This window comes from Xanthobacter sp. DMC47, from assembly GCF_056313845.1.
In genome coordinates this window covers 211,359-236,499 of the sequence record NZ_JBQUZM010000001.1, presented here as the reverse complement: position 1 = coordinate 236,499, position 25,141 = coordinate 211,359, and the positions used below count along the sequence as shown (strand labels likewise).

Sequence of the window (25,141 nt, the reverse complement as noted above, 5' to 3'; positions counted from 1 at the left end):
AAGATGAACGCGTTGCTCATGGACTATCTGCCGGTGGTGATCTTCATCGGCGTTTCGGCGGTGATCGGCCTGGCCCTGCTGGTGTCGCCCTTCATCGTCGCCTACCAGAATCCGGACCCGGAGAAGCTCTCCGCCTATGAGTGCGGCTTCAACGCATTCGATGATGCGCGCATGACGTTCGACGTGCGCTTCTACCTGGTGTCCATCCTCTTCATCATCTTCGACCTCGAGGTCGCCTTCCTCTTCCCGTGGGCGATCAGCTTCGGTGGCCTCGGCGACCTCGGCTTCTGGTCGATGATGATCTTCCTCGGCGTGCTCACCGTCGGGTTCATCTACGAATGGCGCAAGGGAGCTCTGGAATGGGACTGACCCCTTCGGCCACCAAGCCCGAGATCGCGCGCGCCGCGACCGGCATCGTCGATCCCTCCACCGGCCGCCCCGTGGGCGCGGATGATCCCTTCTTCAAGGAGATCAACAACGAGCTGGCGGACAAGGGCTTCCTCCTCACCACCGCCGATGATCTCATCACCTGGGCGCGCACCGGCTCGCTCATGTGGATGACCTTCGGTCTCGCCTGCTGCGCGGTGGAGATGATGCAGGCCTCCATGCCGCGCTACGACGTGGAGCGCTTCGGCTTCGCGCCGCGCGCCTCGCCGCGGCAGTCGGACGTCATGATCGTCGCCGGCACGCTGACCAACAAGATGGCCCCCGCGCTGCGCAAGGTCTACGACCAGATGCCGGAGCCGCGCTACGTCATCTCCATGGGCTCCTGCGCCAATGGCGGCGGCTACTACCACTTCTCCTATTCGGTGGTGCGCGGCTGCGACCGCATCGTGCCGGTGGACATCTACGTGCCGGGCTGCCCGCCCACCGCGGAAGCGCTCCTCTACGGCATTCTGCTGCTGCAGAAGAAGATCCGCCGCGTCGGCACCATCGAGCGCTGATCGGGAGCCGGTGTGATGGACGAGACCCTCAACGACCTCGCCGCCCACGTCTCCGGCGCCCTGCCGGGCGTGGTGATCGGCACCGAGATCGCCTTTGGCGAGCTGGCGCTGCTCATCGAGCCGTCGCAGATCGTCAAGGCCGTGACCTTCCTGCGGGATGACCCGGCCTGCCTGTTCACCTGCATCGTGGACGTGTGCGGCGTGGACTATCCCGCCCGTGAGAAGCGGTTCGACGTGGTGTACCACCTGCTTTCCGTGAAGCAGAACGCTCGCATCCGCCTCAAGGTCGCCACCGACGAGGACACCCCGGTGCCCTCCATCACCGGCGTCTTCCCCGGTGCCAACTGGTTCGAGCGGGAGGCCTACGACATGTACGGCATCCTGTTCACCGGCCACCCGGAGCTGCGCCGCCTTTTGACGGACTACGGCTTCGACGGTCACCCCCTGCGCAAGGACTTCCCGACCACGGGCTTCGTGGAGGTGCGCTACGACGACGCCCAGAAGCGCGTGGTCTACGAGCCGGTCCGCCTGCCGCAGGAGTTCCGGAACTTCGACTTCCTCTCGCCGTGGGAGGGCGTGGAATACGTCCTTCCCGGTGACGAGAAGGCCTCGGGCCAGCCGCCCGCGCCGCCCAAGGCCGGGTGAGGGAGCGTCTCATGGTTGATGTCGCCGACGAGATGAAGCCCGCGGACAAGGTCCGCAACTTCCAGATCAATTTCGGCCCGCAGCATCCTGCGGCGCACGGCGTGCTGCGCCTTGTGCTGGAGCTGGACGGCGAGGTGGTGGAGCGGGTGGACCCGCACATCGGCCTCCTGCACCGCGGCACCGAGAAGCTGATCGAGGCCAAGACCTACCTTCAGGCCGTGCCCTATTTCGACCGGCTCGACTATTGCGCGCCGATGAACCAGGAGCACGCCTACTGCCTCGCGGTGGAGAAGCTGCTGGGCATCGAGGTGCCCAAGCGCGGCCAGCTCATCCGCGTGCTCTATTCCGAGATCGGCCGCCTGCTCTCCCACCTCCTCAACGTCACCACGTTCGCCATGGACGTGGGCGCGCTGACCCCGCCTTTGTGGGGCTTCGAGGAGCGCGAGAAGCTCATGATCTTCTATGAGCGCGCCTCCGGCAGCCGCATGCACGCCGCCTACTTCCGGCCCGGCGGCGTCCACCAGGACCTGCCGCGCGCGCTGGTGGAAGACATCGGCGCCTTCTGCGACCCGTTCCTGAAGCTGGTGGCGGACCTCGACGCGCTCGTCACCAACAACCGCATCTTCAAGCAGCGCACCGTCGACATCGGCGTGGTGTCGGTGGAAGAGGCGCTGTCCTGGGGCTTCTCCGGTCCGGTGCTGCGCGGCTCCGGCGCGGCGTGGGACTTGCGCCGTTCGCAGCCCTACGAGTGCTATTCGGAACTCGACTTCGACATTCCGGTGGGCAAGCACGGCGACTGCTACGACCGCTATCTCGTCCGGATGGAGGAGATGCGCCAGTCCACCTCCATCATGAAGCAGTGCGTCGAGCGCCTGCTGAAGGAGACGGGCCCGGTCCACACCCAGGACCACAAGGTCGCGCCGCCGAAGCGGGCCGAGATGAAGCGCTCCATGGAAGCGCTCATCCATCACTTCAAGCTCTACACCGAAGGCTTCCACGTGCCGGAAGGCGACGTGTATGCCGCGGTGGAAGCGCCCAAGGGCGAGTTCGGCGTCTATCTCGTCTCGGACGGCACCAACAAGCCGTACCGCTGCAAGATCCGCGCTCCGGGCTTCGCGCACCTGCAGGCCATGGACTTCCTCAATCGCGGCCACATGCTGGCCGACGTCTCCGCGGTGCTCGGCTCGCTCGACATCGTGTTCGGGGAGGTGGACCGCTGATGGCCCGCCTTCCTCTCGCCCTTTGCCCGATGCTTGCGCGCGGCCTGCGCGCGGCTTCTTCCGGGATCTGAACCATGTCCGTCCGCCGCCTCGCCGCCGAGCAGCCCGAGAGCTTCAGCTTCACGCCGGAGCTTGAGGCCATCGCGCAGAAGCTGATCGCCAAATATCCGGAAGGCCGGCAGGCCAGCGCCGTGGTGCCCCTGCTGTGGGAAACCCAGAAGGCCGCCGGCGGCTGGCTGCCCGAGCCCGCCATCCGCGCGGTCGCCGATCGCCTCGGCATGGCCCACATCCGCGTGCTCGAGGTCGCCACCTTCTACACCATGTTCAACCTTGAGCCGGTGGGGAAGTATTTCGTGCAGCTGTGCGGCACCACGCCCTGCATGCTGCGCGGCGCGGAAGCCATTCGCCACGTCTGCGAGAAGAAGATCGGCCACGAGCGGCATGTCTCGGCCGACGGCACCTTCTCCTGGCTTGAGGTGGAATGCCTCGGCGCCTGCACCAACGCGCCCATGGTGCAGATCAACGACGATTATTACGAAGACCTCACCCCCGAGAACTTCGAGAAGCTGCTCGACGATCTCGCCGCCGGCCGTCCGGTGAAGGTGGGGCCGCAGAATTCCCGCAAGGGCTCCGAGCCCGAGGGCGGCCCGCGCGTGCTGCTCGACCCCGCGCTTTATGATTTCAAGACCACCGTGCCCGCCGCCGGCGGTGCTGGCACCGAGACGCCGGATCTTCTCTCCGCCGGCCGCGCCCGTGCGGCGTCGGAAAGCCCGGCCGATCCCCTGGGCGCCACCGCGGCGGCTCAGGAAAAGGCGGCCGACGGCGCCGACACGCGTGAGAAGCGCGAGACCGTCGCCGCGGAGGCGCAGGCCTCCAGCCCGTCCGTTACAGGTTCCGACCGTGAGCCGGTGAAGACCGGCACCGGCGTGCGCGATCCGGAGGAGTGAGGCCCATGCTCGCCGACAAGGACCGCATCTTCACCAATCTCTACGGCTTCCACGACTTCGGTCTTGAAGGCGCGCTCAAGCGCGGCAACTGGGACGGCACCAAGGCCATCCTGGAGAAGGGCCGCGACTGGATCATCAACGAGATGAAGGCGTCCGGCCTGCGGGGTCGCGGCGGCGCCGGCTTCTCCACGGGCATGAAGTGGTCCTTCATGCCCAAGCAGTCCGATGGCCGTCCCCACTATCTGGTGGTGAACGCCGACGAATCCGAGCCCGGCACCTGCAAGGACCGGGAGATCATGCGCAACGATCCGCACACGCTGATCGAGGGCTGCCTGATCGCCTCCTTCGCCATGGGCGCCCACGCGGCCTACATCTACATCCGCGGCGAATACATCTTCGAGCGCGAGCGCCTGCAGGCGGCGGTGGATCAGGCCTATGAGGCGCGCCTCATCGGTAAGGACAACGTCCACGACTATCCCTTCGACCTCTATGTCCACCACGGTGCCGGCGCCTATATCTGTGGCGAGGAAACCGCGCTGCTGGAGAGCCTCGAGGGCAAGAAGGGCATGCCGCGCCTGAAGCCCCCGTTCCCCGCGAACATGGGCCTCTATGGCTGCCCCACCACGGTGAACAACGTGGAGAGCATCGCGGTCGCGCCGACCATCCTGCGGCGCGGCGCGGCCTGGTTCTCCTCCATCGGCCGCCCCAACAATGTGGGCACCAAGCTGTTCTCCCTCGCCGGCCATGTGAACACGCCCTGCGTGATCGAGGAGGCCATGAGCATCCCGTTCAAGGAGCTGGTGGAGAAGCATGGCGGCGGCGTGCGCGGCGGCTGGGACAATTTGCTCGCCATCATCCCCGGCGGCGCGTCCTGCCCGGTGATCCCCGGCGAGCAGTGCGAAGACCTCATCATGGACTTCGACGGCACCCGCGCGGTGAAGTCGTCCTTCGGCACGGCCGGCGTGCTGGTGATGGACAAGTCCACCGACATCATCAAGGCCATCGCCCGCATCTCGGCCTTCTTCAAGCACGAGAGCTGCGGCCAGTGCACGCCGTGCCGCGAGGGCACCGGCTGGATGTGGCGCGTGGTCAACCGCATGGCCGAGGGCCGCGCCCAGAAGCGCGAGATCGACCTGCTGCTGGAAGTCACCACCCAGATCGAGGGCCACACGATCTGCGCGCTCGGCGATGCCGCCGCGTGGCCGGTGCAGGGCCTCATCCGGCACTATCGTCATGTGATCGAGGCGCGCATTGACCAGTATGCCGCCAACCCGCATCCGGACCCCGTGGTCCCGGTCGCGGCGGAGTGAAGAGCACCCCGCCGGGCGCGCCGACGCGACGGGCGGGGAGGGGAGTTGTCTCAGGGAGCGGGCGCCGTGCGTCCGGCTCCGGCCGCGCCCGGCGCGGTTCAAGGTGAGGTGGAAGTGATGGCGAAGATCGTCGTCGACGGAACCGAGGTCGATGTACCTGCCGAATACACGCTGCTTCAGGCGTGCGAGGCGGCGGGCGTCGAGATTCCGCGCTTCTGCTTCCATGAGCGGCTGTCGATCGCCGGCAACTGCCGCATGTGCCTGGTGGAAGTGAAGGGGGGGCCGCCCAAGCCCACCGCCTCCTGCGCCATGGCGGTGAAGGACCTGCGTCCCGGCCCCAACGGCGAGCCGCCCGTGGTGCTCACCAAGAGCCCCATGGTGAAGAAGGCCCGCGAAGGGGTGATGGAGTTCCTGCTCATCAACCACCCGCTGGATTGCCCGATCTGCGATCAGGGCGGCGAGTGCGACCTGCAGGACCAGGCCATGGCCTACGGCGCGGACACCTCGCGCTTCGCCGAGAACAAGCGCGCCGTTGAAGACAAGTATATCGGCCCGCTGGTCAAGACCTCCATGAACCGGTGCATCCAGTGCACCCGCTGCGTGCGCTTCTCCACGGAAGTAGCCGGCGTGCCGGATCTCGGCGCCATCGGCCGCGGCGAGGACATGGAGATCACCACCTATCTCGAGCACGCCATGCGCTCGGAGATGCAGGGCAACGTGGCGGACCTCTGCCCGGTGGGCGCGCTGACCCACAAGCCCTACCAGTTCCACGCCCGGCCGTGGGAGCTCATCAAGACCGAGTCCATCGACGTCATGGATGCGGTGGGCGCCAACATCCGCATCGACACCCGCGGCCGCGAGGTGATGCGCATCCTGCCGCGCAACAACGACCTCGTGAACGAGGAGTGGATCTCCGACAAGTCCCGCTATGTGTGGGACGGCCTCAAGGTCCAGCGGCTCGACCGCCCCTATGTGCGCAAGGACGGCCGCCTCGTGCCCGCCTCCTGGAGCGAGGCGTTCGCCGCCATCGCCGCCAAGGTGAAGGGCGCCACCCCCGCCAAGGTCGGCGCGATCGTCGGCGACCTCGCCAGCGTGGAAGAGGTGTTCGCCCTCAAGACGCTGATCGGCAAGCTCGGCTCCGCCAACATCGATGCGCGCCAGGACGGCGCGAAGCTCGATCCGGCGCTCGGCCGCGCAACTTACGTGTTCAACCCCACCATCGCCGGCATCGAGCAGGCCGACGCTATCCTCCTCGTGGGCACCGACCCGCGGCATGAGGCGTCCGTCATCAATGCGCGCATCCGCAAGCGGTGGCGGCAGGGCGGGCTGAAGATCGGCCTCATCGGCGCCAAGGTGGACCTTACCTACGCCTATGACTATCTCGGCGCCGGCCCCGACAGCCTCGCCGACCTCGCCGGCTCGTCCGCGTTTGGGGATATCCTGCGCAAGGCCGAGCGTCCCGTCGTGATCGTCGGCCAGGGCGCGCTGGCGCGGCCGGACGGCGCGGCGGTGCTCTCGCTGGCCGCCCGGGTGGCGGTGGCGGTGGGCGCGGTGAAGGACGGCTGGAACGGCTTCGGCGTGTTGCATACTGCGGCCGCCCGCGTCGGCGGCCTCGATGTGGGCGCGGTGCCCGGCCCCGGCGGGCTGGACGTCGCCGCCATGACTGCACCTGGCGCGCTGGACGTGGCCTTCCTGATGGGCGCGGACGAGGTGGAGGTCGCCCCCGGCGCCTTCGTCGTCTATCTCGGCACCCATGGCGATCGCGGCGCCCACCGGGCGGACGTGATCCTGCCCGGCGCGGCCTATCCCGAGAAGTCGGGCATCTATGTGAACACGGAAGGCCGGGTGCAGTTCGCCAACCGCGCCGCCTTCCCGCCCGGCGAGGCGCGCGAGGACTGGGCGATCCTGCGGGCGCTGTCCGAGGTGCTGGGCCAGACCCTGCCCTTCGATAACATGCAGGCGCTGCGGGCCCAGCTCGTCTCGGCCTATCCCCACCTCGGCCATATCGACGAGGCCGCCGTGGCGGACGCGGGCGCGGTGGCGACCCTCGCGGGCGTTGGCGGCAGCGTGGACAAGACGGCGTTCGCGCCGGTGATCGAGGACTTCTTCCTCACCAACCCCATCGCGCGGGCCTCCGCCGTGATGGCCGAATGCTCCGCGCTGCGCCTTGCGGCGGCGGCGGAAGCGGCGGAGTAGGCGATGGGCACGGTGAACCGGACGGCTGCGAGCTTCACGGAAACGCGGACATGAACTGGCAGGACACCCTCATCCAGGTGCTCATCATCCTCGGGCAGAGCCTTGCTCTGCTCGTGGCGCTCCTGATCTTCATCGCCTTCATCCTGCTGGCGGACCGCAAGATCTGGGCGGCGGTGCAACTGCGCCGCGGTCCCAACGTGGTGGGGCCGTTCGGCCTCCTGCAATCCTTCGCCGACCTGCTGAAGTTCGTGCTCAAGGAGCCGACCATCCCGGCGGGCGCCAACAAGGCGATCTTCCTGCTGGCCCCGCTCGTCACCTGCGTGCTGGCGCTCGCCGCCTGGGCGGTGGTGCCGATCGCGCAGGGGTGGGTGATCGCCGACCTCAACATTGGCGTGCTCTACATCTTCGCCATCTCGTCGCTCGGCGTGTACGGCATCATCATGGGCGGCTGGGCTTCGAACTCGAAGTACCCCTTCCTCGCCGCACTCCGCTCTGCGGCGCAGATGGTGTCCTACGAAGTCTCCATCGGCTTCGTCATCATCACCGTGCTGATGTGCGCCGGCTCGCTGAACCTCTCGGAGATCGTCGAGGCGCAGAACGGCCGGTTCGGCTTCCTCGGCTGGTACTGGCTGCCGCTGCTGCCCATGTTCGTGATCTTCTTCGTGTCGGCCCTGGCCGAGACGAACCGCCCGCCCTTCGATCTCGTGGAAGCGGAATCGGAGCTGGTGGCGGGCTTCATGACCGAATACGGCTCGACGCCCTACCTGCTGTTCATGCTCGGCGAGTACGTGGCGATCCTGACCATGTGCGCCATGGGGACCATCCTGTTCCTCGGCGGCTGGCTCTCGCCCATCCCGTTCGCGCCCTTCACCTGGGTGCCCGGGCTGGTGTGGTTCGTCATCAAGCTCTGCTTCATGTTCTTCCTGTTCGCGATGGCCAAGGCCATGGTGCCCCGCTATCGCTACGACCAGCTCATGCGGCTCGGCTGGAAGGTGTTCCTGCCGATCTCCCTCGTCGCCGTCGTGGTGGTCGCGGGCGTGCTGCACTTCACCGGGACGGCGCCGCAATGACCGTTCCTTCCGCCCTTTCGCACAGCCTTCGGGGAGAGCGCCTGTGAAGCTCGATCAGGCCGCGCGCGCCATCTTTCTCACCGAGCTCGTCTCGGGCTTCTTCCTCGCCATGCGCTACTTCTTCAAGCCCAAGGCGACGTTGAACTATCCCTTCGAGAAGGGCCCGCTCTCACCGCGCTTCCGCGGCGAGCATGCCCTGCGCCGCTATCCCAACGGGGAAGAGCGCTGCATCGCCTGCAAGCTGTGCGAGGCCATCTGCCCGGCGCAGGCTATCACCATCGAGGCTGGCCCGCGCCGCAACGACGGCACCCGCCGCACGACGCGTTACGACATCGACATGGTGAAGTGCATCTATTGCGGCTTCTGCCAGGAGGCATGCCCGGTGGATGCCATCGTCGAGGGGCCGAACTTCGAGTTCGCCACCGAGACGCGCGAAGAGCTCTATTACGACAAGGAAAAGCTGCTCGCGAACGGCGACCGGTGGGAGCGCGAAATCGCGCGGTCCATCGCGCTCGACGCGCCTTATCGCTGAGCGGCGAAACGAACACGGCCGGCATCCTGCCGGTCTTCTGGAACGGGACCGGCGACGTGCGGCGACGCGCGGCGTCATAGATCGGACTTTCGGGATGCGTCGGGTTTTCGGGATGCGTCAGGACATCAGAGGGGCCGGCCGCCTTGCGGGGCCGGACATGGCCGGCGCGGGCGCGCCGCGGGCAGGGGGGCTACGCGCATGAGCGTCGCGGCAGCGTTTTTCTATCTCTTCGCCTTCGTGCTGGTGGCGTCCGCCTTCATGGTGATCTCCTCCCGCAACCCGGTGCAGTCGGTTCTGTTCCTCATCCTCGCGTTCGTGAACGCGGCGGGCCTCTTCATCCTCATCGGCGCCGAGTTCCTCGCGCTGATCCTGGTGGTGGTCTATGTGGGCGCGGTGGCGGTGCTCTTCCTCTTCGTCGTGATGATGCTCGACGTAGACTTCGTGGAGCTGCGCCAGGGCTTCCTGCAATATCTGCCGGTGGGCGTGGTGGTCGGCCTCATCTTCCTCGCCGAGCTGGTGCTGGTGGTGGGCGCATGGGCGACCGGCCCCGGGGTCTCCTCGGCGGTGAAGTCCGCACCCGGCGGCATCGCCACCGAGAGCAACGTGCGCGCCATCGCGCAGGTGCTCTACACCGACTACATCTATTTCTTCCAGGCCGCCGGCTTCGTGCTGCTCGTCGCCATGATCGGCGCCATCGTGCTCACGCTGCGCCACAAGGTGAACGTGCGCCGGCAGAACATCACGGCTCAGGTGACGCGCTCCTCCACCATCGAGGTGGTCAAGGTGCGTCCCGGCCAGGGCCTCTGAAGGGGATGGGCATGGACATCGGTCTCTCCCACTATCTGACCGTCGCGGCGATCCTTTTCACGCTCGGGACGCTCGGCATCTTCCTCAACCGGAAGAACGTCATCGTCATCCTCATGTCGGTGGAGCTGATCCTGCTCGCCGTGAACATCAACCTCGTCTCGTTCTCCGCCTTCCTCGGGAACCTGACGGGCCAGGTGTTCGCGCTGCTGGTGCTCACCGTCGCCGCAGCCGAGGCGGCCATCGGCCTCGCCATCCTCGTGGTGTTCTACCGCAACCGCGGTTCGATCGCCGTCGAGGACATCAACGCCATGAAGGGCTGAGGCCATGTATCAGGCGATTGTCTTCCTCCCCCTTCTCGGCTTCCTCATCGCCGGCCTGTTCGGCAAGAAGATCGGTGACCGCGCCAGCGAGGTGGTGACCACCTCGTTCCTGTTCGTCGCGTGCCTGCTCGCCTGGATCGCGTTCTTCTCGGTCGGCTTCGGCGACCATGACACGCGCGTGCAGGTGATGAAGTGGATCTACGTGGGCGACCTCAAGGTCGACTGGGCGTTCCGCATCGACACCATGACGGTGATCATGCTGATCGTCGTCACCACCGTGTCCTCGCTCGTCCATCTCTACTCCATCGGCTACATGCACGAGGACCCGAGCCGGCCGCGCTTCTTCGCCTATCTCTCGCTGTTCACCTTCGCCATGCTCATGCTGGTGACGGCGGACAACCTGCTCCAGCTGTTCTTCGGCTGGGAAGGCGTGGGTCTCGCCTCCTACCTGCTCATCGGCTTCTGGTACGAGAAGCCCTCGGCGAACGCGGCGGCCATGAAGGCCTTCGTGGTGAACCGGGTGGGCGACTTCGGCTTCATGCTGGGCATCTTCGCCATCTTCGTGATGACCGGCTCCATCGCCTTCGAGGAGGTGTTCGCCGCCGCCCCGGGCCTGGCCGGCAAGACCATCACCTTCCTCGGCCACCACTGGGATGCGCCGACCGTCATCGCGCTGCTGCTGTTCGTCGGCGCGTGCGGCAAGTCGGCCCAGTTCCTGCTGCACACTTGGCTGCCGGACGCGATGGAAGGCCCGACCCCGGTGTCCGCCCTCATCCACGCCGCCACCATGGTGACGGCCGGCGTGTTCATGGTGGCGCGCATGTCGCCCATCTTCGAGCTGTCGCAGACCGCGCTGAACGTGGTGATGCTGGTGGGCGCGACCACCGCCTTCTTTGCCGCCACCGTCGGCCTGGTGCAGAACGACATCAAGAAGGTGATCGCTTATTCGACCTGCTCCCAGCTCGGCTACATGTTCGTGGCCATGGGCGCGGGCGCCTATTCCATCGGCATGTTCCACCTGCTCACGCACGCCTTCTTCAAGGCGCTGCTCTTCCTCGGTGCCGGCTCGGTCATCCACGCCATGCACCACGAGCAGGACATGCGGCACATGGGCGGCCTTCGGAAGAAGATCCCCTTCACCTACTGGACGATGGTGATCGGCACGCTGGCCATCACCGGCTTCCCCTTCCTCGCCGGCTATTACTCCAAGGACGCCATCATCGAGGCGGCCTATGCGAGCCACAACTACTTCCGCACCTACGGCTACTGGATGACCGTGATCGCTGCGGCGCTCACCGCCTTCTATTCCTGGCGCCTGATCTTCCTCACCTTCTTCGGCCATCCGCACGACCATCATCACTATGAGGCCGCGCATGAGAGCCCGCTGGTGATGACCATTCCGCTCGCCGTGCTGTCCCTCGGCGCGATCTTCGCGGGCTGGGCCTTCCACGGGATCTTCGTGGGCGAAGGCGTCCACGACTTCTTCCGCCACTCGATCTTCATGGGGGCGGAGAACCACATCCTCCACGCCATGCACGAAATCCCCGGCTGGGCCGCCTTCGCGCCCACTGTGATGATGGTGGTCGGTTCGCTGATCGCCTACTGGTTCTACATCGTGAACCCGAAGATCCCGCCGGCCTTCGCGAAGTCGCAGGATGCGCTGTACCAGTTCCTCCTGAACAAGTGGTACTTCGACGAGATCTACAACTTCCTCTTTGTGCGCCCGGCCCTGTGGCTCGGCCGCACCCTCTGGAAGCGCGGTGACGGCACCATCATCGATGGGCTGGGACCGGACGGTGTCTCCGCCCGCGTGCTCGACATCACCCGCGGGGTGGTGCGGCTGCAGACCGGCTACCTCTACCACTACGCCTTCGTGATGCTGATCGGCGTCGCGGCCCTCATCACCTGGTTCATGTTCGCCGGAGTGTGACGATGACCGACTGGCCCATCCTCTCCGTCGTCACCTTCCTGCCGCTGGTCGGGGCGCTCTTCATCTTCGTGGTGCGGGGCGACGACGAGGTGTCCGCGCGCAACGCCCGCTGGGTGGCGCTGTGGACCACGCTCGTCACCTTCCTGGTGTCGCTGCTGCTGCTGCCGGGCTTCGATGCCTCCGCCCCCGGCTTCCAGTTCGTGGAAAAGAAGGCGTGGCTCGGCGATCTCGCGTCCTACCACATGGGCGTGGACGGCATCTCGCTGCCCTTCGTCATCCTCACGACCTTCCTCATGCCCTTCTGCATTCTCGCCTCCTGGGAGAGCGTGCATAAGCGGGTGAAGGAATACATGATCGCCTTCCTGGTGCTCGAGACCATGATGCTCGGCACCTTCACGGCCCTCGATCTCGTCCTCTTCTACTTCTTCTTCGAGGGCGGCCTCATCCCGATGTTCCTCATCATCGGCGTGTGGGGCGGGCCGCGCCGCATCTATGCGGCCTTCAAGTTCTTCCTCTACACGCTGGCCGGCTCCGTGCTGATGATGCTTGCCATCATGGCCATGTACTGGAAGGCCGGCACGACGGACGTGCCCACCCTGATGCAGTTCGGCTTCCCGTCGGGCATGCAGTACTGGCTCTGGCTCGCGTTCTTCGCCTCCTTCGCGGTGAAGATGCCCATGTGGCCGGTGCACACCTGGCTGCCCGACGCCCACGTGGAGGCGCCGACCGCCGGCTCCGTCATCCTGGCCGGCGTGCTGCTGAAGATGGGCGGCTACGGCTTCCTGCGTTTCTCGCTGCCCATGTTCCCGGAGGCGAGCCACTATTTCGCGCCGCTGGTGTTCACCCTCTCGGTGGTGGCCATCATCTACACCTCGCTGGTCGCGCTGGTGCAGGAGGACATCAAGAAGCTGATCGCCTACTCGTCCATCGCCCACATGGGCTTTGTGACCATGGGCATCTTCGCCATGAACGAGCAGGGCCTGCAGGGCGCCATGTTCCTCATGATCTCCCACGGCTTCGTCTCGGGCGCGCTGTTCCTGTGCGTCGGCGTCATCTACGACCGGCTGCACACCCGCGAGATCGCCGCCTATGGCGGCCTCGTGAAGCGCATGCCGCTCTACGCGACCGTGCTGATGGTGTTCACCATGGCGAACGTTGGCCTGCCGGGCACCTCGGGCTTCGTCGGCGAATTCCTCACCATGCTCGCCGCCTTCGAGCGCAATACCTGGGTCGCCTTCTTCGCGGCCACCGGCGTCATCCTCTCCGCGGCCTACGCGCTGTGGCTCTACTGGCGCGTCGTGTTCGGCCCGCTGGAGAAGGAAAAGCTGAAGTCCATGATGGATCTCTCGCCCCGCGAGATCGCCATCATGGTCCCGCTGGTGATCCTCACTATCCTGTTCGGCGTGTGGCCCGCGCCCATCCTCAACATGACATCCCATGCGGTGAACGCGGTCGTCGCGCGCACCGATTCCGTGGCGGGCGCGGTGAAGACCGCCCTGCTGCTGAGCTTCTGATTTTCGAGGACGCCTCATGTCGCAGCTCCTGCCTCCCCTCGGCGCGGTCCTGCCGGAACTGGTGCTCGCCGTCTCCGCCATCGTGCTGATCCTCATCGGCGCGTTCCGCGGTGAGGGCTCGGCCAATCTGGTCACCGGCCTCGCCATCGCGGTGCTGGCCGCGGCGGGCGTGCTGGTGCTGCTTCAGCCGGGCACCGAACTCGCCGCCTTCAACGGATCGCTGGTCATCGACGCCTTCGGCCGCTTCATGAAGGTGCTGGCGTCCATCGGCGCGCTGGTCTCCCTCATCATGTCGGTGGACTGGCAGGCGCGGGAGAAGCAGGCGAAGTTTGAATATGCAGTGCTGGTGGTCATCGCCACGCTCGGCATGTTCATGCTGGTGTCCGCCGGCGACCTCATCGCCCTCTATCTCGGCCTGGAGCTGATGAGCCTCTCACTCTATGTGGTGGCGGCCATCAACCGCGACTCGGTGCGCTCCACCGAGGCGGGCCTGAAGTATTTCGTCCTCGGCGCGCTCTCCTCGGGCATGCTGCTCTACGGCGCCTCGCTGATTTACGGCTTCACCGGCTCGGTGAACTTCCTGCAGATTGCCGCCGTGGCGAAGGAGCCGAGCATCGGCCTCATCTTCGGCCTCGTGTTCCTGGTGGCGGGCCTGTGCTTCAAGGTCTCGGCCGTGCCGTTCCACATGTGGACGCCGGACGTGTATGAGGGCGCGCCCACCCCGGTCACCGCCTTCTTCGCTTCCGCCCCGAAGGTCGCCGGCATGGCCATCTTCGTGCGCGTGCTCATCGAGGCGTTCCCGCACGTCTCGCACCAGTGGCAGCAGATCGTCGCCTTCGTCTCGCTCGCCTCCATGGTGCTCGGCGCCTTCGCCGCCATCGGCCAGCGCAACATCAAGCGACTGCTTGCCTATTCCTCCATCGGCCACATGGGCTTCGCCCTCGTCGGCCTCGCCGCCGGCACCACCGAGGGCGTGCGCGGCGTGCTGCTCTACATGGCCATCTATCTGGTGATGACGCTCGGCACCTTCGCCTGCGTCCTCACCATGCGCCGCAAGGGCCAGGCGGTGGAGACGGTGGACGACCTCGCCGGCCTCGCCCGCCGCAACCCGCTGATGGCGCTGATGCTCGGCGCTCTGATGTTCTCGCTGGCCGGCATCCCGCCGCTCGCGGGCTTCCTCGCCAAATATTACGTCTTCGTCGCCGCCATCCAGGCCGGCCTCTACGGCCTCGCTGTGGTGGGCGTGCTCGCCTCGGTGGTGGGTGCCTTCTACTACCTGCGCGTCGTCAAGATCATGTATTTCGACGAGCCGGTGGACGCCTTCGACCCCATGCCGACCGAGCTGAAGGCGGTGCTGGCGGTGAGCGGCCTTTTCACCATCTTCTATTTCGTCTATCCCGCTCCTCTCATTGAGGCTGCGAGTGCCGCTGCCCGTTCGCTCTTCTGAGACGATGGCTCATTACGAATTCCAGGGTTCCACGGTTCCCATCGTCCGCTTCACCCAGATCGGCTCCACCAACGCCGAGGGGATGGCGCGCCTGCAACGCGGCGAGACCTTCCCGGTGTGGCTGGTCGCCGACATCCAGACGGCCGGGCGGGGACGCCGCGGCCGGCCGTGGACGTCCGAGCTCGGCAATCTCTTCGCCACCCTCGTGCTGCCCAACCCGGCGCCTGTGGCGAATCTGGCGCAGCTCTGCTTCGTCGCCGGCCTCGCGCTGCGTGATGCGGTGATCTCCGCCGCGCCGCAGATCGCGACGGACAACATGAAGCTCAAGTGGCCGAACGATCTCTTGATCGACGGCGGCAAGGTCGCCGGCATCCTGGTGGAGGGCGGCACCGATCCGCATGGCCGCCCGGCTGCGGTCATCGGCTTCGGCGTCAATTGCCTGCACCATCCCGAGGACCTGCCCTACAAGGCGACGAGCCTCGAGGCGCTGGGCGCGCCCACCGCGCCGGATCGGATGCTGGAAGCGCTCGACCTCGCCATGGCGGTGCGCCTCAATCAGTGGAACGCCGGCGCCGGCTTCGCCGCCATCCGCTCGGACTGGATGCGCCATGCCTTGGGCATGGGCGACCAGGTGAGCGTGAAGATCGGCGAGCGCGAGGTGGTCGGCCGCTTCGAGAATATCGACACCCGCGGCGCCATGATGCTGCGGCGTCGGGATGGCGTGGCCGAGATCATCACCGCGGGCGATGTCTCCCTCGGCAAGCCCGACTGATCGTCGCGGCCGAGCTCTGAAGGCTTGCATTGCTGCGGCGGGACCCCATCATACGGCCGCCCGCCTTTTCCTGAGCCTCGCGTCGCGGGGCTCTTCCTGTTTGGCGCGTCACGCGCTTGCCGGCACGCCCATGCGCCGGCGCGCAGGGCGCCGCGTTTGGAAGTGACCCCCTGATGGCACCCACGGATGAACTGGTCTTCGCGCCCCTCGGCGGCGTGGGCGAGATCGGAATGAACCTCGGCCTTTACGGCTTCGGCCCGAAGAAGGCGCGGGAATGGCTCGTGGTCGATCTCGGCATGAGCTTCGCGGGAGAGGAGGCCCCGGGCGTCGACCTGGTGCTGCCGGACATCCGCTTCCTGGAGACCGAGCGCAAGAAGATCGCCGGGCTCGTGCTGACCCATGGTCATGAGGACCATATCGGCGCGGTGCTGGACCTCTGGCCACGCCTGAAGTGCCCCATCTACACCACCCGCTTCACCGCTGGCCTGCTGGAGGCGAAGCGCGCCGGGGAGCCGGGCGCGCCGTCCGAGCTGCCCATCGAGGTGGTGCGCGCGCGGCAGCCCGTGCAGATCGGGCCGTTCTCCGTAGAGTTCGTGCCAGTCTCGCACTCCATCCCGGACAGCCACGCCCTCGCCATCCGCACCAAGGCGGGGCTGGTGGTGCATACCGGCGACTGGAAGCTCGACCCGACCCCCCTCGTGGGCGAGGCCACCGACGTGGCGCGCCTGAAGGCGCTGGGAGATGAGGGCGTGCGCGCCATCATCTGCGATTCCACCAATGCCATCCGCGACGGCATCTCCCCGTCCGAGTCAGACGTGGCCGCCTCGCTGAAGGGCATCGTCGCCAAGGCGAAGCACCGCATCGCCTTCACCACCTTCTCCTCCAACGTGGCGCGCATCCGCGCCATCGCCGAGGCGGCCCATGCCAACGGGCGCGAGGTGGTGCTGGTGGGCCGGGCGCTGGAGCGCGTCATCGGCGTCGCGCGCGAGCAGGGGTTGCTGGACGGCATTCCCGCCTTCCGCGGTGCGGACGCCTATGGATACCTGCCGCGCGAGCGCGTGGTGGCCATCCTCACCGGCAGCCAGGGCGAGCCGCGCGCCGCGCTGCGCCGCATCGCCGACGATGACCATCCGGAGATCGCGCTGTCGCCGGGCGACCAGGTGGTGTTCTCCTCGCGCACCATTCCCGGCAACGAGAAGGTGGTGAACCACATCGTCAACGCGCTCATCAAGCGCGGAGTGGAGGTCATCACCGACCGCACGGCCCTCGTCCACGTCTCCGGCCATCCGCGCCGGGGCGAGCTGGAGGAGATGTACCGCATGATCCGCCCGCAGGTGGCGATTCCGGTGCATGGCGAGGCGCTGCATCTTCACGAGCACGCGCTGCTCGCCCGCCGCCTCGGCGTGCCGGAGGTGGTGAATTGCTACGACGGCAATGTCATCCGCCTCGCCCCCGGCCCGGCCGAGCGGGTGGACGATGTGCCATTCGGCCGCCTCTACAAGGATGGCCGCCTGCTGCTCGCCGAGGGCGCCCGCGCCATCCCCGAGCGGCGCAAGCTCGGTTATGTGGGCGCCATCTCCATCGCCGTTGCGGTGAACAAGCAGGGCGGCCTTGCGGGCGATCCCTCCGTCGAGATCACCGGCGTGCCGGAGCGCGGGGAGGGCGGCATCGACATGCTCGACCACGTGCTGGACACGGTGGTCGCGACCCTCGACAACCTTCCCAAGGCCCGCCGCCGCGACCCCGAGGCGCTCGCGGAGAGCCTGGAGCGGGCGGTGCGCTCGGCCGTCAATGCGGCGTGGGGCAAGAAGCCGGTCTGCCACGTCCACGTGCTGGAGGTGTGAGCCGGTTCGGAGGCCGCGTATCCGAACCAAGCCTGCGCGGCGCCTGAGCGGGGCAACCCAACATCCGCTCTCCTGCGGAGGTCGTGTTTCTCGGCTCGCCTCGTTGCGCTATGGATCGGTGAGGAACCGGAGGGAAACATGATCGGACGGCTCAACCACGTGGCCATCGCGGTGCGCGATATCGCGGCCGCCTCGGCGCTCTATCGCGACACGCTCGGCGCGGAGGTCTCCGCCGCGGTGCCCCAGCAGGAGCACGGGGTGACCACGGTGTTCGTGACCCTGCCCAACACCAAGATCGAGTTCCTGGAGCCCCTCGGCGCGGATTCGCCCATCGCCAAGTTTCTGGAGCGCAATCCGGACGGCGGCATCCACCATCTGTGCTACGAGGTGGACGACATCATCGTCGCCCGCGACCAGCTCAAGGCGAAGGGCGCGCGCGTCCTCGGCTCGGGCGAGCCGAAGATCGGCGCCCACGGCAAGCCGGTGCTCTTCCTTCATCCGAAGGATTTCAACGGCACGCTGGTGGAACTGGAGCAGGCCTGAGCCCATCGCCTGCGGGCTTGTCTCACGGGCCGTGCCCAGCCCGCGCGGCGCGAGAACGAGCCCTTTCGGCGCCGGTCGAAGACCGGGGCCGATGGCCTGAAATTCCCTTCGCGGCGCCGGCCTCACGGCGCCGCCAGTCAAGGAAGACGCCGTGTCGGTCGGTGCCGTCGTCGCCATCTATTTCATCGTCTGGTGGACCAGCCTGTTCGCCGTGCTGCCGTGGGGCGTGCGCTCCCAGGCCGAGAGCGCGGACGTCACGCCGGGCACCGATCCCGGTGCGCCGGTGCGGCCGCTGATGCTCTACAAGGTGATTGCCACCAGCGTCATCGCGCTCATCATCACCGCCGGCATCGTCTACATCATGACCAGCGGCATCATCTCGCTGGAAGACATCCCGATGCCCTTCAAAACCCAGGAATAGGCAATAACCGGGAATAGGGCCGCCTTCCGAAATCAGCTTCCCGGCATCAGTGCAGGGAGGTGCTGCCGATCGGTCCCGCGCCGCGCGGCGCGGCCGGTGCAGGCCCGGGCGCCAGCGGGCCGCTGAGCGCAAGGCGCAGAAGGCGCTCGCCTGTCACTGCCCGGCTGAACAGGTGGCCCTGGCCGAAGTCGCAGCCGCGCGCCTGCAGGAAATCGTGCTGACGCGGATCCTCGATGCCCTCCGCCACCACCGAGAAGCCGAGCGCACGGGCGATGGAGATGATGGCCGTGGCGATCTCCGCGTCGGCGGTGCGCGGCAGGTCGCGTACGAAGCTGCGGTCGATCTTCAGCTTGGAAATGGGGAAGCGCTTGAGATAGGCGAGCGAGGAATAGCCGGTGCCGAAATCGTCCAGCGCGATGCGCACGCCGGTTTCCTTGAGCTGGCGCAGCTTGCGCTCGGCGGCCGCGCGGGCGTCGAACAGCGTGCTCTCGGTGATCTCCACCTCCAGCTTGTGCGCGGGCAGGCCGGTTCGGCGCAGCACGTCGTCCACGAACTCGCACAGGGCGCCGCGCTGGAACTGGCGCGGTGACAGATTGACCGCGACGAAGTCGAGATCGGCGCCCTTGTCGAGCCATTCGACCATCTGCCGGCAGGCCGCCTCCATCACCCAGTTGCCCAGCGGCTCGATGAGGCCGGTTTCCTCGGCGAGCGGGATGAAGCGGTTGGGGGTGACGAGACCGTGGGTCGGGCTCTGCCAGCGCACCAGCGCCTCGGTGCCGCTGATGCGGCCGGTGGCAAGGTTCACCACCGGCTGGAAGTTCAGGATGAATTCCTCGCGGGCCAGGGCGCGCCGCAGGTCCGCCTCCATCTCCATGCGCACCCGGGCGCCGCGGGTGAGCGCCTGGGTGTAGAAGGCGTAGCCGCCGCGGCCGTGGGACTTCGCCTCCGCCAGCGCCGAATCCGCGTGCTGGAGGAGGCTCGCCGGCGTGTCCGCATCCTCGGGGAACAGGCTGATGCCGACGCTGGCGCCGAGGTAGATTTCCCCGCCGTTCGGCATGGCGAAGGGGCGGCCCATCTCCTGGATGATATGGGTCGCGACGGTGGCGGCCGTCTCCGGCCCCTCGATGCCCTCGAGGATGATGACGAACTCGTCGCCGCCGTGGCGCCCGAGGGTGGCGCCGCTCTCCAGCCCGTCCTGGATGCGCTGGGCGGCCATCTGCAGCACGGTGTCGCCGGCCATGTGGCCGAGGCTGTCGTTGACGGTCTTGAAGCGGTCGAGGTCCACGAACAGCACCGCGCAGCGTGATCCCGGCCGGCTCAGGGCGAGGTCGAGCAGCGAGGCGAGAAGCGTCCGGTTCGGCAGATCGGTGAGCGGGTCGTAGTGGGCGATCCGGTCCAGCTCGAATTCGGAATGCTTGGTCTGGGTGATGTCCTGGAAGGCGCCGACGAAATTCTGCGCGGCGCCGCTGTCGTCGTAGACGGTGGTGATGTTGAGCTGCTGGAGGAAGATCTCGCCGTTCTTGCGGCGGTTCCAGATTTCGCCCTGCCAGATGCCGGTGGTGGTCAGTTCGCTCCACAGGCTGCGGTAGAATTCGCGGTCGTGTCGGCCGGAATGCAGGAGCCGCATGTTCTGGCCGAGGATTTCCTCCTCGGTGTAGCCGGTGATGCGCGAGAAGGCCGGATTGACGGCGGACACCTCGGACCTGAGGTTCGTCACCACCAGCCCGTCGTGGGAATTTGCGAACACCGCCGCCGCGAGCCGCAGGTGGCGCTCGGTCTGCTTCGAGCCCGTGATATCCGCGAGAAGCCCGACCGCGCGGCTGACGGAGCCGGCGGCATCCCGGGCGGCGAGGCCGTGCCAGCGGAAATCGTGATAGCTGCCGTCGGGCCGGCGCAGGCGGATGTCCAGCTCCAGCGTCGGCGCCCCGCCGCTCAGGAAGGCCTTCCAGGCAGCCGCCACCTTGCGGCGGTCGTCGGGGTGAAGCAGCTCGTGCCAGGGGCGCTGGACGTCCACGGCCTCGTCGGCGCCGACACCGAGCATCTCGCGCGCCCGCTGCGAGAGATAGAGTCCGCCGGTGCGCAGGTTGAGATCCCACACGCCCTGGTCCGAGCCCTTCACCGCCAGGCCGAAGCGCTCCTCGCTCTCGCGCAGGGCGGCCTCGGCGGCGCGCCGGGCGGAGATGTCCTGGGCCACCAGGAGGATGTGGTCCGCCTCGCGATCGGCATTGCGTACCAGCGAGAAGGTGAAAGCGAGCCAGACCGCCGAGCCGTCCGGCCGCACGAGGCTCTCCTCGGTGTCGATCTCGGCCGTCCGGCCATCGAGCAGCGGGCGGATCACGTCGGTGCCGGCGGCGGCGTGGTCCGGCCCCCTCAGGTGCCAGAGGCTTTCGCCGGCGAGCGCACTCGCCGGCCGGCCAAGCATCCCGCAGGCCTTGTCGTTGGCCCGCAGAATGGTGCCGTCGAGGTCGAGGTGGAGGATGCCGGTCGCGGCCTGATCGAAAGCGGCGCGGAAGCGCGCTTCCGCCTCGCTCACCGCGCGGGCCGCGGACAGCTCCCGCGCCGCCTCGCGCATCCGAGATTTCTGCAGGAGGCCGCGCCCCACGGCCAGGGCCAGCAGTAGAAGCACGCAGGCGAGCGCCGCCGAGAAAAAGGCAGAGGTGCGCGCACCGCTCAGAATCTCGTCGCGGTTCACCTTGAGCACCAGGGCCGACTGATCGCCGGGGATGGCCGTGCGCACAGCCAGCACGGCGCGGCCGGAGGGATCGGCACCGGTCCCGGCGACGCCAGGCCGATCGCTGCCGGCCGCGAAGGCGAAAGGATCGGCGATGAAGGTCCGCGGCAGCGGGGCGGCCTGATCGCGCGAGACCGCCGAGGTGACGCGCACGCCGCCGCGCGGGTCCGGCCCCACCAGCAGCGCCTCGGCGGTGCGGGCGGTGCGGAACACGGCCGAGAGCATGGGGTGGGCTTCCGGCCGCACCGCCGACTGCAGGAACAGCACGCAGCACGGATCATGCGTGGCATCCCGCACCGGCACATTGACGAGAAAGGCGAAGCCGTGCGCGCGGGCGGAATCGCGCGGCGGAGGGGCCTCCGACATCTGGCCGGTGGCCGCAACCTCCCGCACCGCCTCCGCCACGTCCGGCCGGCCGGGCTCCGCGCCGGAGGCCATAATGAAGGCCCCGTTGTTGGCCCACAGCTCGGCTCCGGTGAAGCCGAAGGCGCGCGCGCTCTCCCCCAGCAGCAGACGCAGGCGCTCGCGCCGCTCGGATGAGGGCTCCGCGTGCCAGCCGGCCACGTCGTCCGCCAGGAAGCGGCTCGACCCGAGGGCCAGCGCCCCGGTCTCCAGCCGCTGCCGCTCCTGGGCGAGGCTGCGCACCTGCACCTCGGCGAGGGTGGCAAGAAGTCGCCGGGTGTCGGCGATCGCCGTCTGCACGCTCGCTTGATAGACGAGGACCGTGACCACGAGGAGGAGCGCGCCCAGCCCCAGCAGCAGGAGCACGGCGCGCATGGCGCCGCTGGGCAAGGCCGGGGCTGCGCCGTTCATCCCTGGCTGTCCTGCCGCCGGACGCCCGGTCGCGGCTCGTTCCGTTGCAGCCTTCCCTGTTACGGCCATGACCGTCGCCGGTTGGCCGGTGCCGGCCCCCGCTGCCGCGCGGCGCCGGGTGACGAGGAGCGTGGCCATGAACGCGGCAGCGCCGATTGCTGCGGCTGCAACGAGGGCGATGAGCGTGGTCTTCAGTGTGGGCGCGCCGCCGAGGCTGCCGGGGGATAGGGAGGGCTGGGCTTCGGCCGCACGGCTCCACAGCACGGCAACCGCCATGATGGCGGTCGCCGCGCGGAACCGCCCGCTGGCCGGTTGCGCCCTCATGATGCCTCGTTCCGCCGCCTTAGGGCCGGCGTTTAGCCGCCGCTCTGATGCCCGTATCCTGGACCTATATCTTGGCCTGTGCCGGGAAAAAGCGAAACCACGCAATTTCCCTGATAAAAAGGTTTTAGAATACCGAACGTGCGTTGCGTGGCGATCCTGTGGGATGGGTGACCCTCCGCACCCTTATCCTGAGACTTGCTCCTGCCGCGATCATCCACCATTTGTATGAGGCTGGCCCGCCGACCTTGAACCGGCCGGGTCTGGAGGTCTGCCATGAGTGTCGCCGAAACGCCCCCCGTCCGCCCCGCCCGGCGCAGCCTGCCGCCGGTCATCCGCATCACCGACATCGCCGCCGAGCGCCTGCGCGAGATTCTCGCCGATGCCGAGCCGGGAACGGCTGTGCGGGTCGGCATCGAGAACGGCGGTTGCGCCGGCATGTCCTACAAGCTCGATTTCACCACCGACGTGGCGCCGCTCGACGCGGTGGTCGAGGACAAGGGCGTGAAGGTGGTGGTGGATTCCAAGGCGGTGCTCTTCCTCATCGGCACCGAGATGGATTTCAAGACGGACAAGGTCTCGTCCCAGTTCGTCTTCAACAATCCCAACCAGACGTCATCCTGCGGCTGCGGCGAATCCGTCGCCATCACTCCGGCGGCCGCCGACGCGTCCTGAGGGCCGGCCGCGCGCAGGACGGGCAGGGCGGTTCAGCCGCCGTTCAGACTGGCCCGGGCAAGAGAGGGGCGTTGCATGGCGCCGGCTTCGGCCGGCGGTTCGTGCGCGCTGCCTCAACTGCCCACAGGTGCCATCTTGACCCCTCGTCCCATCGCCGCACTCCTGTCGAGCCCCGCATTCGGCATCGTCGCCCGTGCCCTGCTCACCTTCATCTTCTGGGGAGCGGGCCTGGACAAGCTGTTCAATTTCGGCGAGGCGCTGGCGCTGTTCGAGTTCTTCGGCGTCAAGCCTCCGCTGTTCTTCGTGCCGCTGGCCATCGTCGTGCTGCTCGGCGGCTCGGCCATGGTCATCGCCAACCGCATGGCCTGGCTCGGCTTCGGCATGCTCGCGGTGTTCACCGCACTGACCATCCCCATCGCGCACCCCTTCTGGACCATGCAGGGCGAGCAGCGCCTGTTCGAGTTCCACGTGGTGGTGGAGCACATCAGCCTGATCGGCGGCCTGATGATCGGCGCCATCCTGTGCTGGCGCCTGGAGAAAGAGCGCACCGGCAGGCGCTGACCCCCGCCCACGGCGCGTGCGGCGGGAGGTACACTCCCGCCGCGAAACATGCTCTAAGACACGTCCGCCGGGCCCTGTGCCCGGCCCCGCGGACGTGGCGAAACCGGTAGACGCACGAGACTTAAAATCTTGCGCCGCAAGGCGTGCGGGTTCGAGTCCCGCCGTCCGCACCACCCACTGACTCCCGCGCCAGACGTTCCATTCCCGCATGACCGGCGTCGGCGCCCTGCGGCGGCCTCACTCCCCGGCGATGGGCGGAAGTGCTATTGGGAGGCATTCGCCGGCTTCTGGCGACCAGCATCTCCTCTGCCCCTCGCCCCGGACCCACGCCGCGTGAACGTCCCGCCGTCCCTCCACCACGCGCATCATGCGCCGCCGGTCTATTTCCTCCAGGGGATGCGCCGGTCCGTTTCGGTGCCTGCGCTGGTGCTGTTCGCGAGCTATCTCGGATTCGGCGCGGTGCTGCAGGGGGTGGGCTTTCCCCTCGGGGCCGGCGTCGCCTCGACCTTTCTGGTGTGGGCGCTGCCGGCGCAGTTGATCCTCATCGGCGGCCTTGCGGCAGGCACGGCGCTGCCGGCGATCGCGCTCGCCGTCGGTCTTTCGTCCATACGCCTCCTGCCCATGGTGGTATCGGTGGCACCCTATATGCGCGGCCCGCGCCGCAGCCTGTTCTGGGAGCTGGTCTGCGCGCATTTCGTCGCGATGACGGTCTGGCTCGAAGGGCTCCGGATGCTCCCGCACCTGCCGGGCGAGGCGCGGGTGCCCTTCACCCTCGGCCTCGGCCTGTCGCTGATCGGCGTGAGCTGCCTCGGCACGGTGGCGGGCTATACGGTGGCGGGCGAGGTGCCGGGCTGGGTCGCGGCCGGGCTGCTGCTGCTGACGCCCCTGTCCTTCACGGTGCTGATGGTGCGCAATTCCGTATCCGTCACCGACTGGCTGGCGCTCGCCGCCGGTCTCGTCCTGATGCCGCTGACGCTGAACCTTGAGGGCGGCCTCGACCTGATGATCTCCGGCATCGGCGGCGGCACTCTCGCCTACATTGCCGGCCGGCTGCTCGAGCGGCGGCGAGGGGCCACCCCATGATTGCTCCCACGATCGCCCCTATGAGTGAGGGCGCCGCTCTGCTGCTGGTCGTCCTCATCGGCTTCCTGCCGACGGAGGTCTGGCGCACCCTCGCCGTCATTGCTGGCCGCCGGGTGGAGGAGGGCAGCGCCGTCTTTCACTGGGTGAAGGCGGTCGCCACCGCACTGCTCGCGGCCGTGATCGCGCGCCTCTTGTTCGCGCCGGCCGGCGCCCTCGCCGAGGTGCCGCTGGCGCTGCGCCTCGGCGCGGTCGTGGCGGGGGTCGCGGGCTTCCTCGTTGTGCGCCGCTCCGTGTTCGTCGGCGTGGTGGTGGGCGAGATCGTGCTCATGGGCGGCGCCTATCTCCTTCATGGCTGAGGCTGCGCCGTACCTTCGCCAGCCGTTGCGGGGGAAGGCGTTGCGGGTGGCAGGCCGGCCTCCGTCGTCATGCGTCATCCACAGGGCAGGCGTGTCGGGCCATAAATTATGGCGCGTGCCCTTTCCATCGGGGGCGGGG

Annotated in this window: 23 protein-coding genes and 1 tRNA gene; 23 read left to right on the top strand and 1 reads right to left on the bottom strand. The window is 67.8% G+C overall.

All coding sequences use genetic code 11. The annotated features are described in order from the left end of the window. The first annotated feature begins 3 nt into the window (after nt 1-3). The 18 genes from ACT54R_RS01145 (at nt 4) to ACT54R_RS01060 (ending at nt 18,462) form a co-directional block, all read left to right on the top strand. On the top strand, nt 4-369 hold the full coding sequence (locus ACT54R_RS01145) for an NADH-quinone oxidoreductase subunit A (RefSeq protein WP_024278565.1): 366 nt from the start codon (nt 4-6) through the stop codon (nt 367-369). After that, complete coding sequence (locus ACT54R_RS01140; protein ID WP_168458153.1) at nt 360-944, top strand: NuoB/complex I 20 kDa subunit family protein; 585 nt, start codon at nt 360-362, stop codon at nt 942-944. The genes ACT54R_RS01145 and ACT54R_RS01140 overlap by 10 nt, the downstream gene beginning before the upstream one ends. Before the next feature lie 15 nt (nt 945-959). Then, nucleotides 960-1,589 carry an NADH-quinone oxidoreductase subunit C gene (locus ACT54R_RS01135; protein ID WP_168458152.1) on the top strand — a complete coding sequence of 210 codons (630 nt, stop codon included), beginning with the start codon at nt 960-962 and terminating at the stop codon, nt 1,587-1,589. A gap of 32 nt (nt 1,590-1,621) precedes the next feature. Then, a complete protein-coding gene (locus tag ACT54R_RS01130) occupies nt 1,622-2,809 on the top strand; it encodes an NADH-quinone oxidoreductase subunit D (RefSeq protein WP_476307667.1) in 1,188 nt (395 codons plus the stop codon). Nucleotides 2,810-2,883: 74 nt separating this feature from the next. Then, a complete protein-coding gene (nuoE, locus tag ACT54R_RS01125; protein ID WP_476322573.1) occupies nt 2,884-3,756 on the top strand; it encodes an NADH-quinone oxidoreductase subunit NuoE in 873 nt (290 codons plus the stop codon). Nucleotides 3,757-3,761: 5 nt separating this feature from the next. Continuing rightward, nucleotides 3,762-5,066: an NADH-quinone oxidoreductase subunit NuoF gene (gene nuoF / locus ACT54R_RS01120; RefSeq protein WP_168458151.1), complete on the top strand. Its 1,305-nt coding sequence runs from the start codon at nt 3,762-3,764 to the stop codon at nt 5,064-5,066. Between the two features lie 117 nt (nt 5,067-5,183). Beyond that, nucleotides 5,184-7,262, top strand: coding sequence for an NADH-quinone oxidoreductase subunit NuoG (gene nuoG / locus ACT54R_RS01115; protein ID WP_476326330.1), 2,079 nt, complete (start codon nt 5,184-5,186; stop codon nt 7,260-7,262). Between the two features lie 50 nt (nt 7,263-7,312). After that, nucleotides 7,313-8,332, top strand: coding sequence for an NADH-quinone oxidoreductase subunit NuoH (gene nuoH / locus ACT54R_RS01110; RefSeq protein ID WP_168458150.1), 1,020 nt, complete (start codon nt 7,313-7,315; stop codon nt 8,330-8,332). Between the two features lie 43 nt (nt 8,333-8,375). Next, a complete protein-coding gene (nuoI, locus tag ACT54R_RS01105) occupies nt 8,376-8,864 on the top strand; it encodes an NADH-quinone oxidoreductase subunit NuoI (RefSeq protein WP_024278573.1) in 489 nt (162 codons plus the stop codon). 198 nt (nt 8,865-9,062) lie between these two features. Continuing rightward, a complete protein-coding gene (locus tag ACT54R_RS01100; protein WP_168458149.1) occupies nt 9,063-9,671 on the top strand; it encodes an NADH-quinone oxidoreductase subunit J in 609 nt (202 codons plus the stop codon). Between the two features lie 11 nt (nt 9,672-9,682). Then, nucleotides 9,683-9,991 carry an NADH-quinone oxidoreductase subunit NuoK gene (gene nuoK, locus ACT54R_RS01095; RefSeq protein WP_024278575.1) on the top strand — a complete coding sequence of 103 codons (309 nt, stop codon included), beginning with the start codon at nt 9,683-9,685 and terminating at the stop codon, nt 9,989-9,991. Between the two features lie 4 nt (nt 9,992-9,995). Continuing rightward, complete coding sequence (nuoL, locus tag ACT54R_RS01090) at nt 9,996-11,921, top strand: NADH-quinone oxidoreductase subunit L (RefSeq protein ID WP_476322568.1); 1,926 nt, start codon at nt 9,996-9,998, stop codon at nt 11,919-11,921. A 2-nt stretch (nt 11,922-11,923) separates the two neighbouring features. Next, nucleotides 11,924-13,435 (top strand): NADH-quinone oxidoreductase subunit M, encoded by a 1,512-nt coding sequence (locus ACT54R_RS01085; RefSeq protein WP_476322565.1) that lies wholly within the window; start codon nt 11,924-11,926, stop codon nt 13,433-13,435. Between the two features lie 16 nt (nt 13,436-13,451). After that, the gene (gene nuoN / locus ACT54R_RS01080; protein WP_168458146.1) at nt 13,452-14,882 is read left to right on the top strand and encodes an NADH-quinone oxidoreductase subunit NuoN; all 1,431 of its coding nucleotides are present in this window, start codon (nt 13,452-13,454) and stop codon (nt 14,880-14,882) included. Nucleotides 14,883-14,886: 4 nt separating this feature from the next. Beyond that, nucleotides 14,887-15,654: a biotin--[acetyl-CoA-carboxylase] ligase gene (locus ACT54R_RS01075; protein ID WP_476322561.1), complete on the top strand. Its 768-nt coding sequence runs from the start codon at nt 14,887-14,889 to the stop codon at nt 15,652-15,654. A 173-nt stretch (nt 15,655-15,827) separates the two neighbouring features. Next, nucleotides 15,828-17,498 carry a ribonuclease J gene (locus ACT54R_RS01070; RefSeq protein WP_168458144.1) on the top strand — a complete coding sequence of 557 codons (1,671 nt, stop codon included), beginning with the start codon at nt 15,828-15,830 and terminating at the stop codon, nt 17,496-17,498. Between the two features lie 138 nt (nt 17,499-17,636). Next, nucleotides 17,637-18,041, top strand: a complete 405-nt coding sequence (gene mce, locus ACT54R_RS01065; protein WP_168458143.1) for a methylmalonyl-CoA epimerase — start codon at nt 17,637-17,639, stop codon at nt 18,039-18,041. 151 nt (nt 18,042-18,192) lie between these two features. Further along, entirely contained in the window at nt 18,193-18,462 is a 270-nt protein-coding gene (locus ACT54R_RS01060) for a DUF1467 family protein (RefSeq protein WP_168458142.1), read from the top strand. Nucleotides 18,463-18,508: 46 nt separating this feature from the next. On the opposite strand, the gene ACT54R_RS01055 is transcribed toward ACT54R_RS01060, so the two are convergent. Continuing rightward, nucleotides 18,509-22,330, bottom strand: coding sequence for a sensor domain-containing protein (locus tag ACT54R_RS01055; RefSeq protein ID WP_476322556.1), 3,822 nt, complete (start codon nt 22,328-22,330; stop codon nt 18,509-18,511). A gap of 273 nt (nt 22,331-22,603) precedes the next feature. Between ACT54R_RS01055 and ACT54R_RS01050 the strand changes: the two genes are divergently transcribed. The 5 genes from ACT54R_RS01050 to ACT54R_RS01030 all read left to right on the top strand — a co-directional run bounded on the left by ACT54R_RS01050 (nt 22,604) and on the right by ACT54R_RS01030 (nt 25,002). Beyond that, nucleotides 22,604-23,002, top strand: coding sequence for a HesB/IscA family protein (locus ACT54R_RS01050; RefSeq protein ID WP_168458140.1), 399 nt, complete (start codon nt 22,604-22,606; stop codon nt 23,000-23,002). A 135-nt stretch (nt 23,003-23,137) separates the two neighbouring features. Further along, nucleotides 23,138-23,563, top strand: a complete 426-nt coding sequence (locus ACT54R_RS01045; protein WP_476322552.1) for a DoxX family protein — start codon at nt 23,138-23,140, stop codon at nt 23,561-23,563. A gap of 88 nt (nt 23,564-23,651) precedes the next feature. Next, a tRNA-Leu gene (locus ACT54R_RS01040) sits at nt 23,652-23,736 on the top strand. Between the two features lie 160 nt (nt 23,737-23,896). After that, a complete protein-coding gene (locus tag ACT54R_RS01035) occupies nt 23,897-24,646 on the top strand; it encodes an AzlC family ABC transporter permease (RefSeq protein ID WP_476322549.1) in 750 nt (249 codons plus the stop codon). Beyond that, nucleotides 24,643-25,002 carry an AzlD domain-containing protein gene (locus tag ACT54R_RS01030; RefSeq protein WP_476322546.1) on the top strand — a complete coding sequence of 120 codons (360 nt, stop codon included), beginning with the start codon at nt 24,643-24,645 and terminating at the stop codon, nt 25,000-25,002. The genes ACT54R_RS01035 and ACT54R_RS01030 overlap by 4 nt, the downstream gene beginning before the upstream one ends. Nucleotides 25,003-25,141: the final 139 nt, after the last annotated feature.

Bases quoted from the DNA above. Each gene is read 5' to 3' on its own strand.
- ACT54R_RS01145 (WP_024278565.1), top strand. From the start codon at position 4: ATGAACGCGTTGCTCATGGACTATCTGCCGGTGGTGATCTTCATCGGC.
- ACT54R_RS01140 (WP_168458153.1), top strand. From the start codon at position 360: ATGGGACTGACCCCTTCGGCCACCAAGCCCGAGATCGCGCGCGCCGCG.
- ACT54R_RS01135 (WP_168458152.1), top strand. From the start codon at position 960: ATGGACGAGACCCTCAACGACCTCGCCGCCCACGTCTCCGGCGCCCTG.
- ACT54R_RS01130 (WP_476307667.1), top strand. From the start codon at position 1,622: ATGAAGCCCGCGGACAAGGTCCGCAACTTCCAGATCAATTTCGGCCCG.
- nuoE (WP_476322573.1), top strand. From the start codon at position 2,884: ATGTCCGTCCGCCGCCTCGCCGCCGAGCAGCCCGAGAGCTTCAGCTTC.
- nuoF (WP_168458151.1), top strand. From the start codon at position 3,762: ATGCTCGCCGACAAGGACCGCATCTTCACCAATCTCTACGGCTTCCAC.
- nuoG (WP_476326330.1), top strand. From the start codon at position 5,184: ATGGCGAAGATCGTCGTCGACGGAACCGAGGTCGATGTACCTGCCGAA.
- nuoH (WP_168458150.1), top strand. From the start codon at position 7,313: ATGAACTGGCAGGACACCCTCATCCAGGTGCTCATCATCCTCGGGCAG.
- ACT54R_RS01100 (WP_168458149.1), top strand. From the start codon at position 9,063: ATGAGCGTCGCGGCAGCGTTTTTCTATCTCTTCGCCTTCGTGCTGGTG.
- nuoK (WP_024278575.1), top strand. From the start codon at position 9,683: ATGGACATCGGTCTCTCCCACTATCTGACCGTCGCGGCGATCCTTTTC.
- nuoL (WP_476322568.1), top strand. From the start codon at position 9,996: ATGTATCAGGCGATTGTCTTCCTCCCCCTTCTCGGCTTCCTCATCGCC.
- ACT54R_RS01085 (WP_476322565.1), top strand. From the start codon at position 11,924: ATGACCGACTGGCCCATCCTCTCCGTCGTCACCTTCCTGCCGCTGGTC.
- nuoN (WP_168458146.1), top strand. From the start codon at position 13,452: ATGTCGCAGCTCCTGCCTCCCCTCGGCGCGGTCCTGCCGGAACTGGTG.
- ACT54R_RS01075 (WP_476322561.1), top strand. From the start codon at position 14,887: ATGGCTCATTACGAATTCCAGGGTTCCACGGTTCCCATCGTCCGCTTC.
- ACT54R_RS01070 (WP_168458144.1), top strand. From the start codon at position 15,828: ATGGCACCCACGGATGAACTGGTCTTCGCGCCCCTCGGCGGCGTGGGC.
- mce (WP_168458143.1), top strand. From the start codon at position 17,637: ATGATCGGACGGCTCAACCACGTGGCCATCGCGGTGCGCGATATCGCG.
- ACT54R_RS01055 (WP_476322556.1), bottom strand. From the start codon at position 22,330: ATGAGGGCGCAACCGGCCAGCGGGCGGTTCCGCGCGGCGACCGCCATC.
- ACT54R_RS01050 (WP_168458140.1), top strand. From the start codon at position 22,604: ATGAGTGTCGCCGAAACGCCCCCCGTCCGCCCCGCCCGGCGCAGCCTG.
- ACT54R_RS01030 (WP_476322546.1), top strand. From the start codon at position 24,643: ATGATTGCTCCCACGATCGCCCCTATGAGTGAGGGCGCCGCTCTGCTG.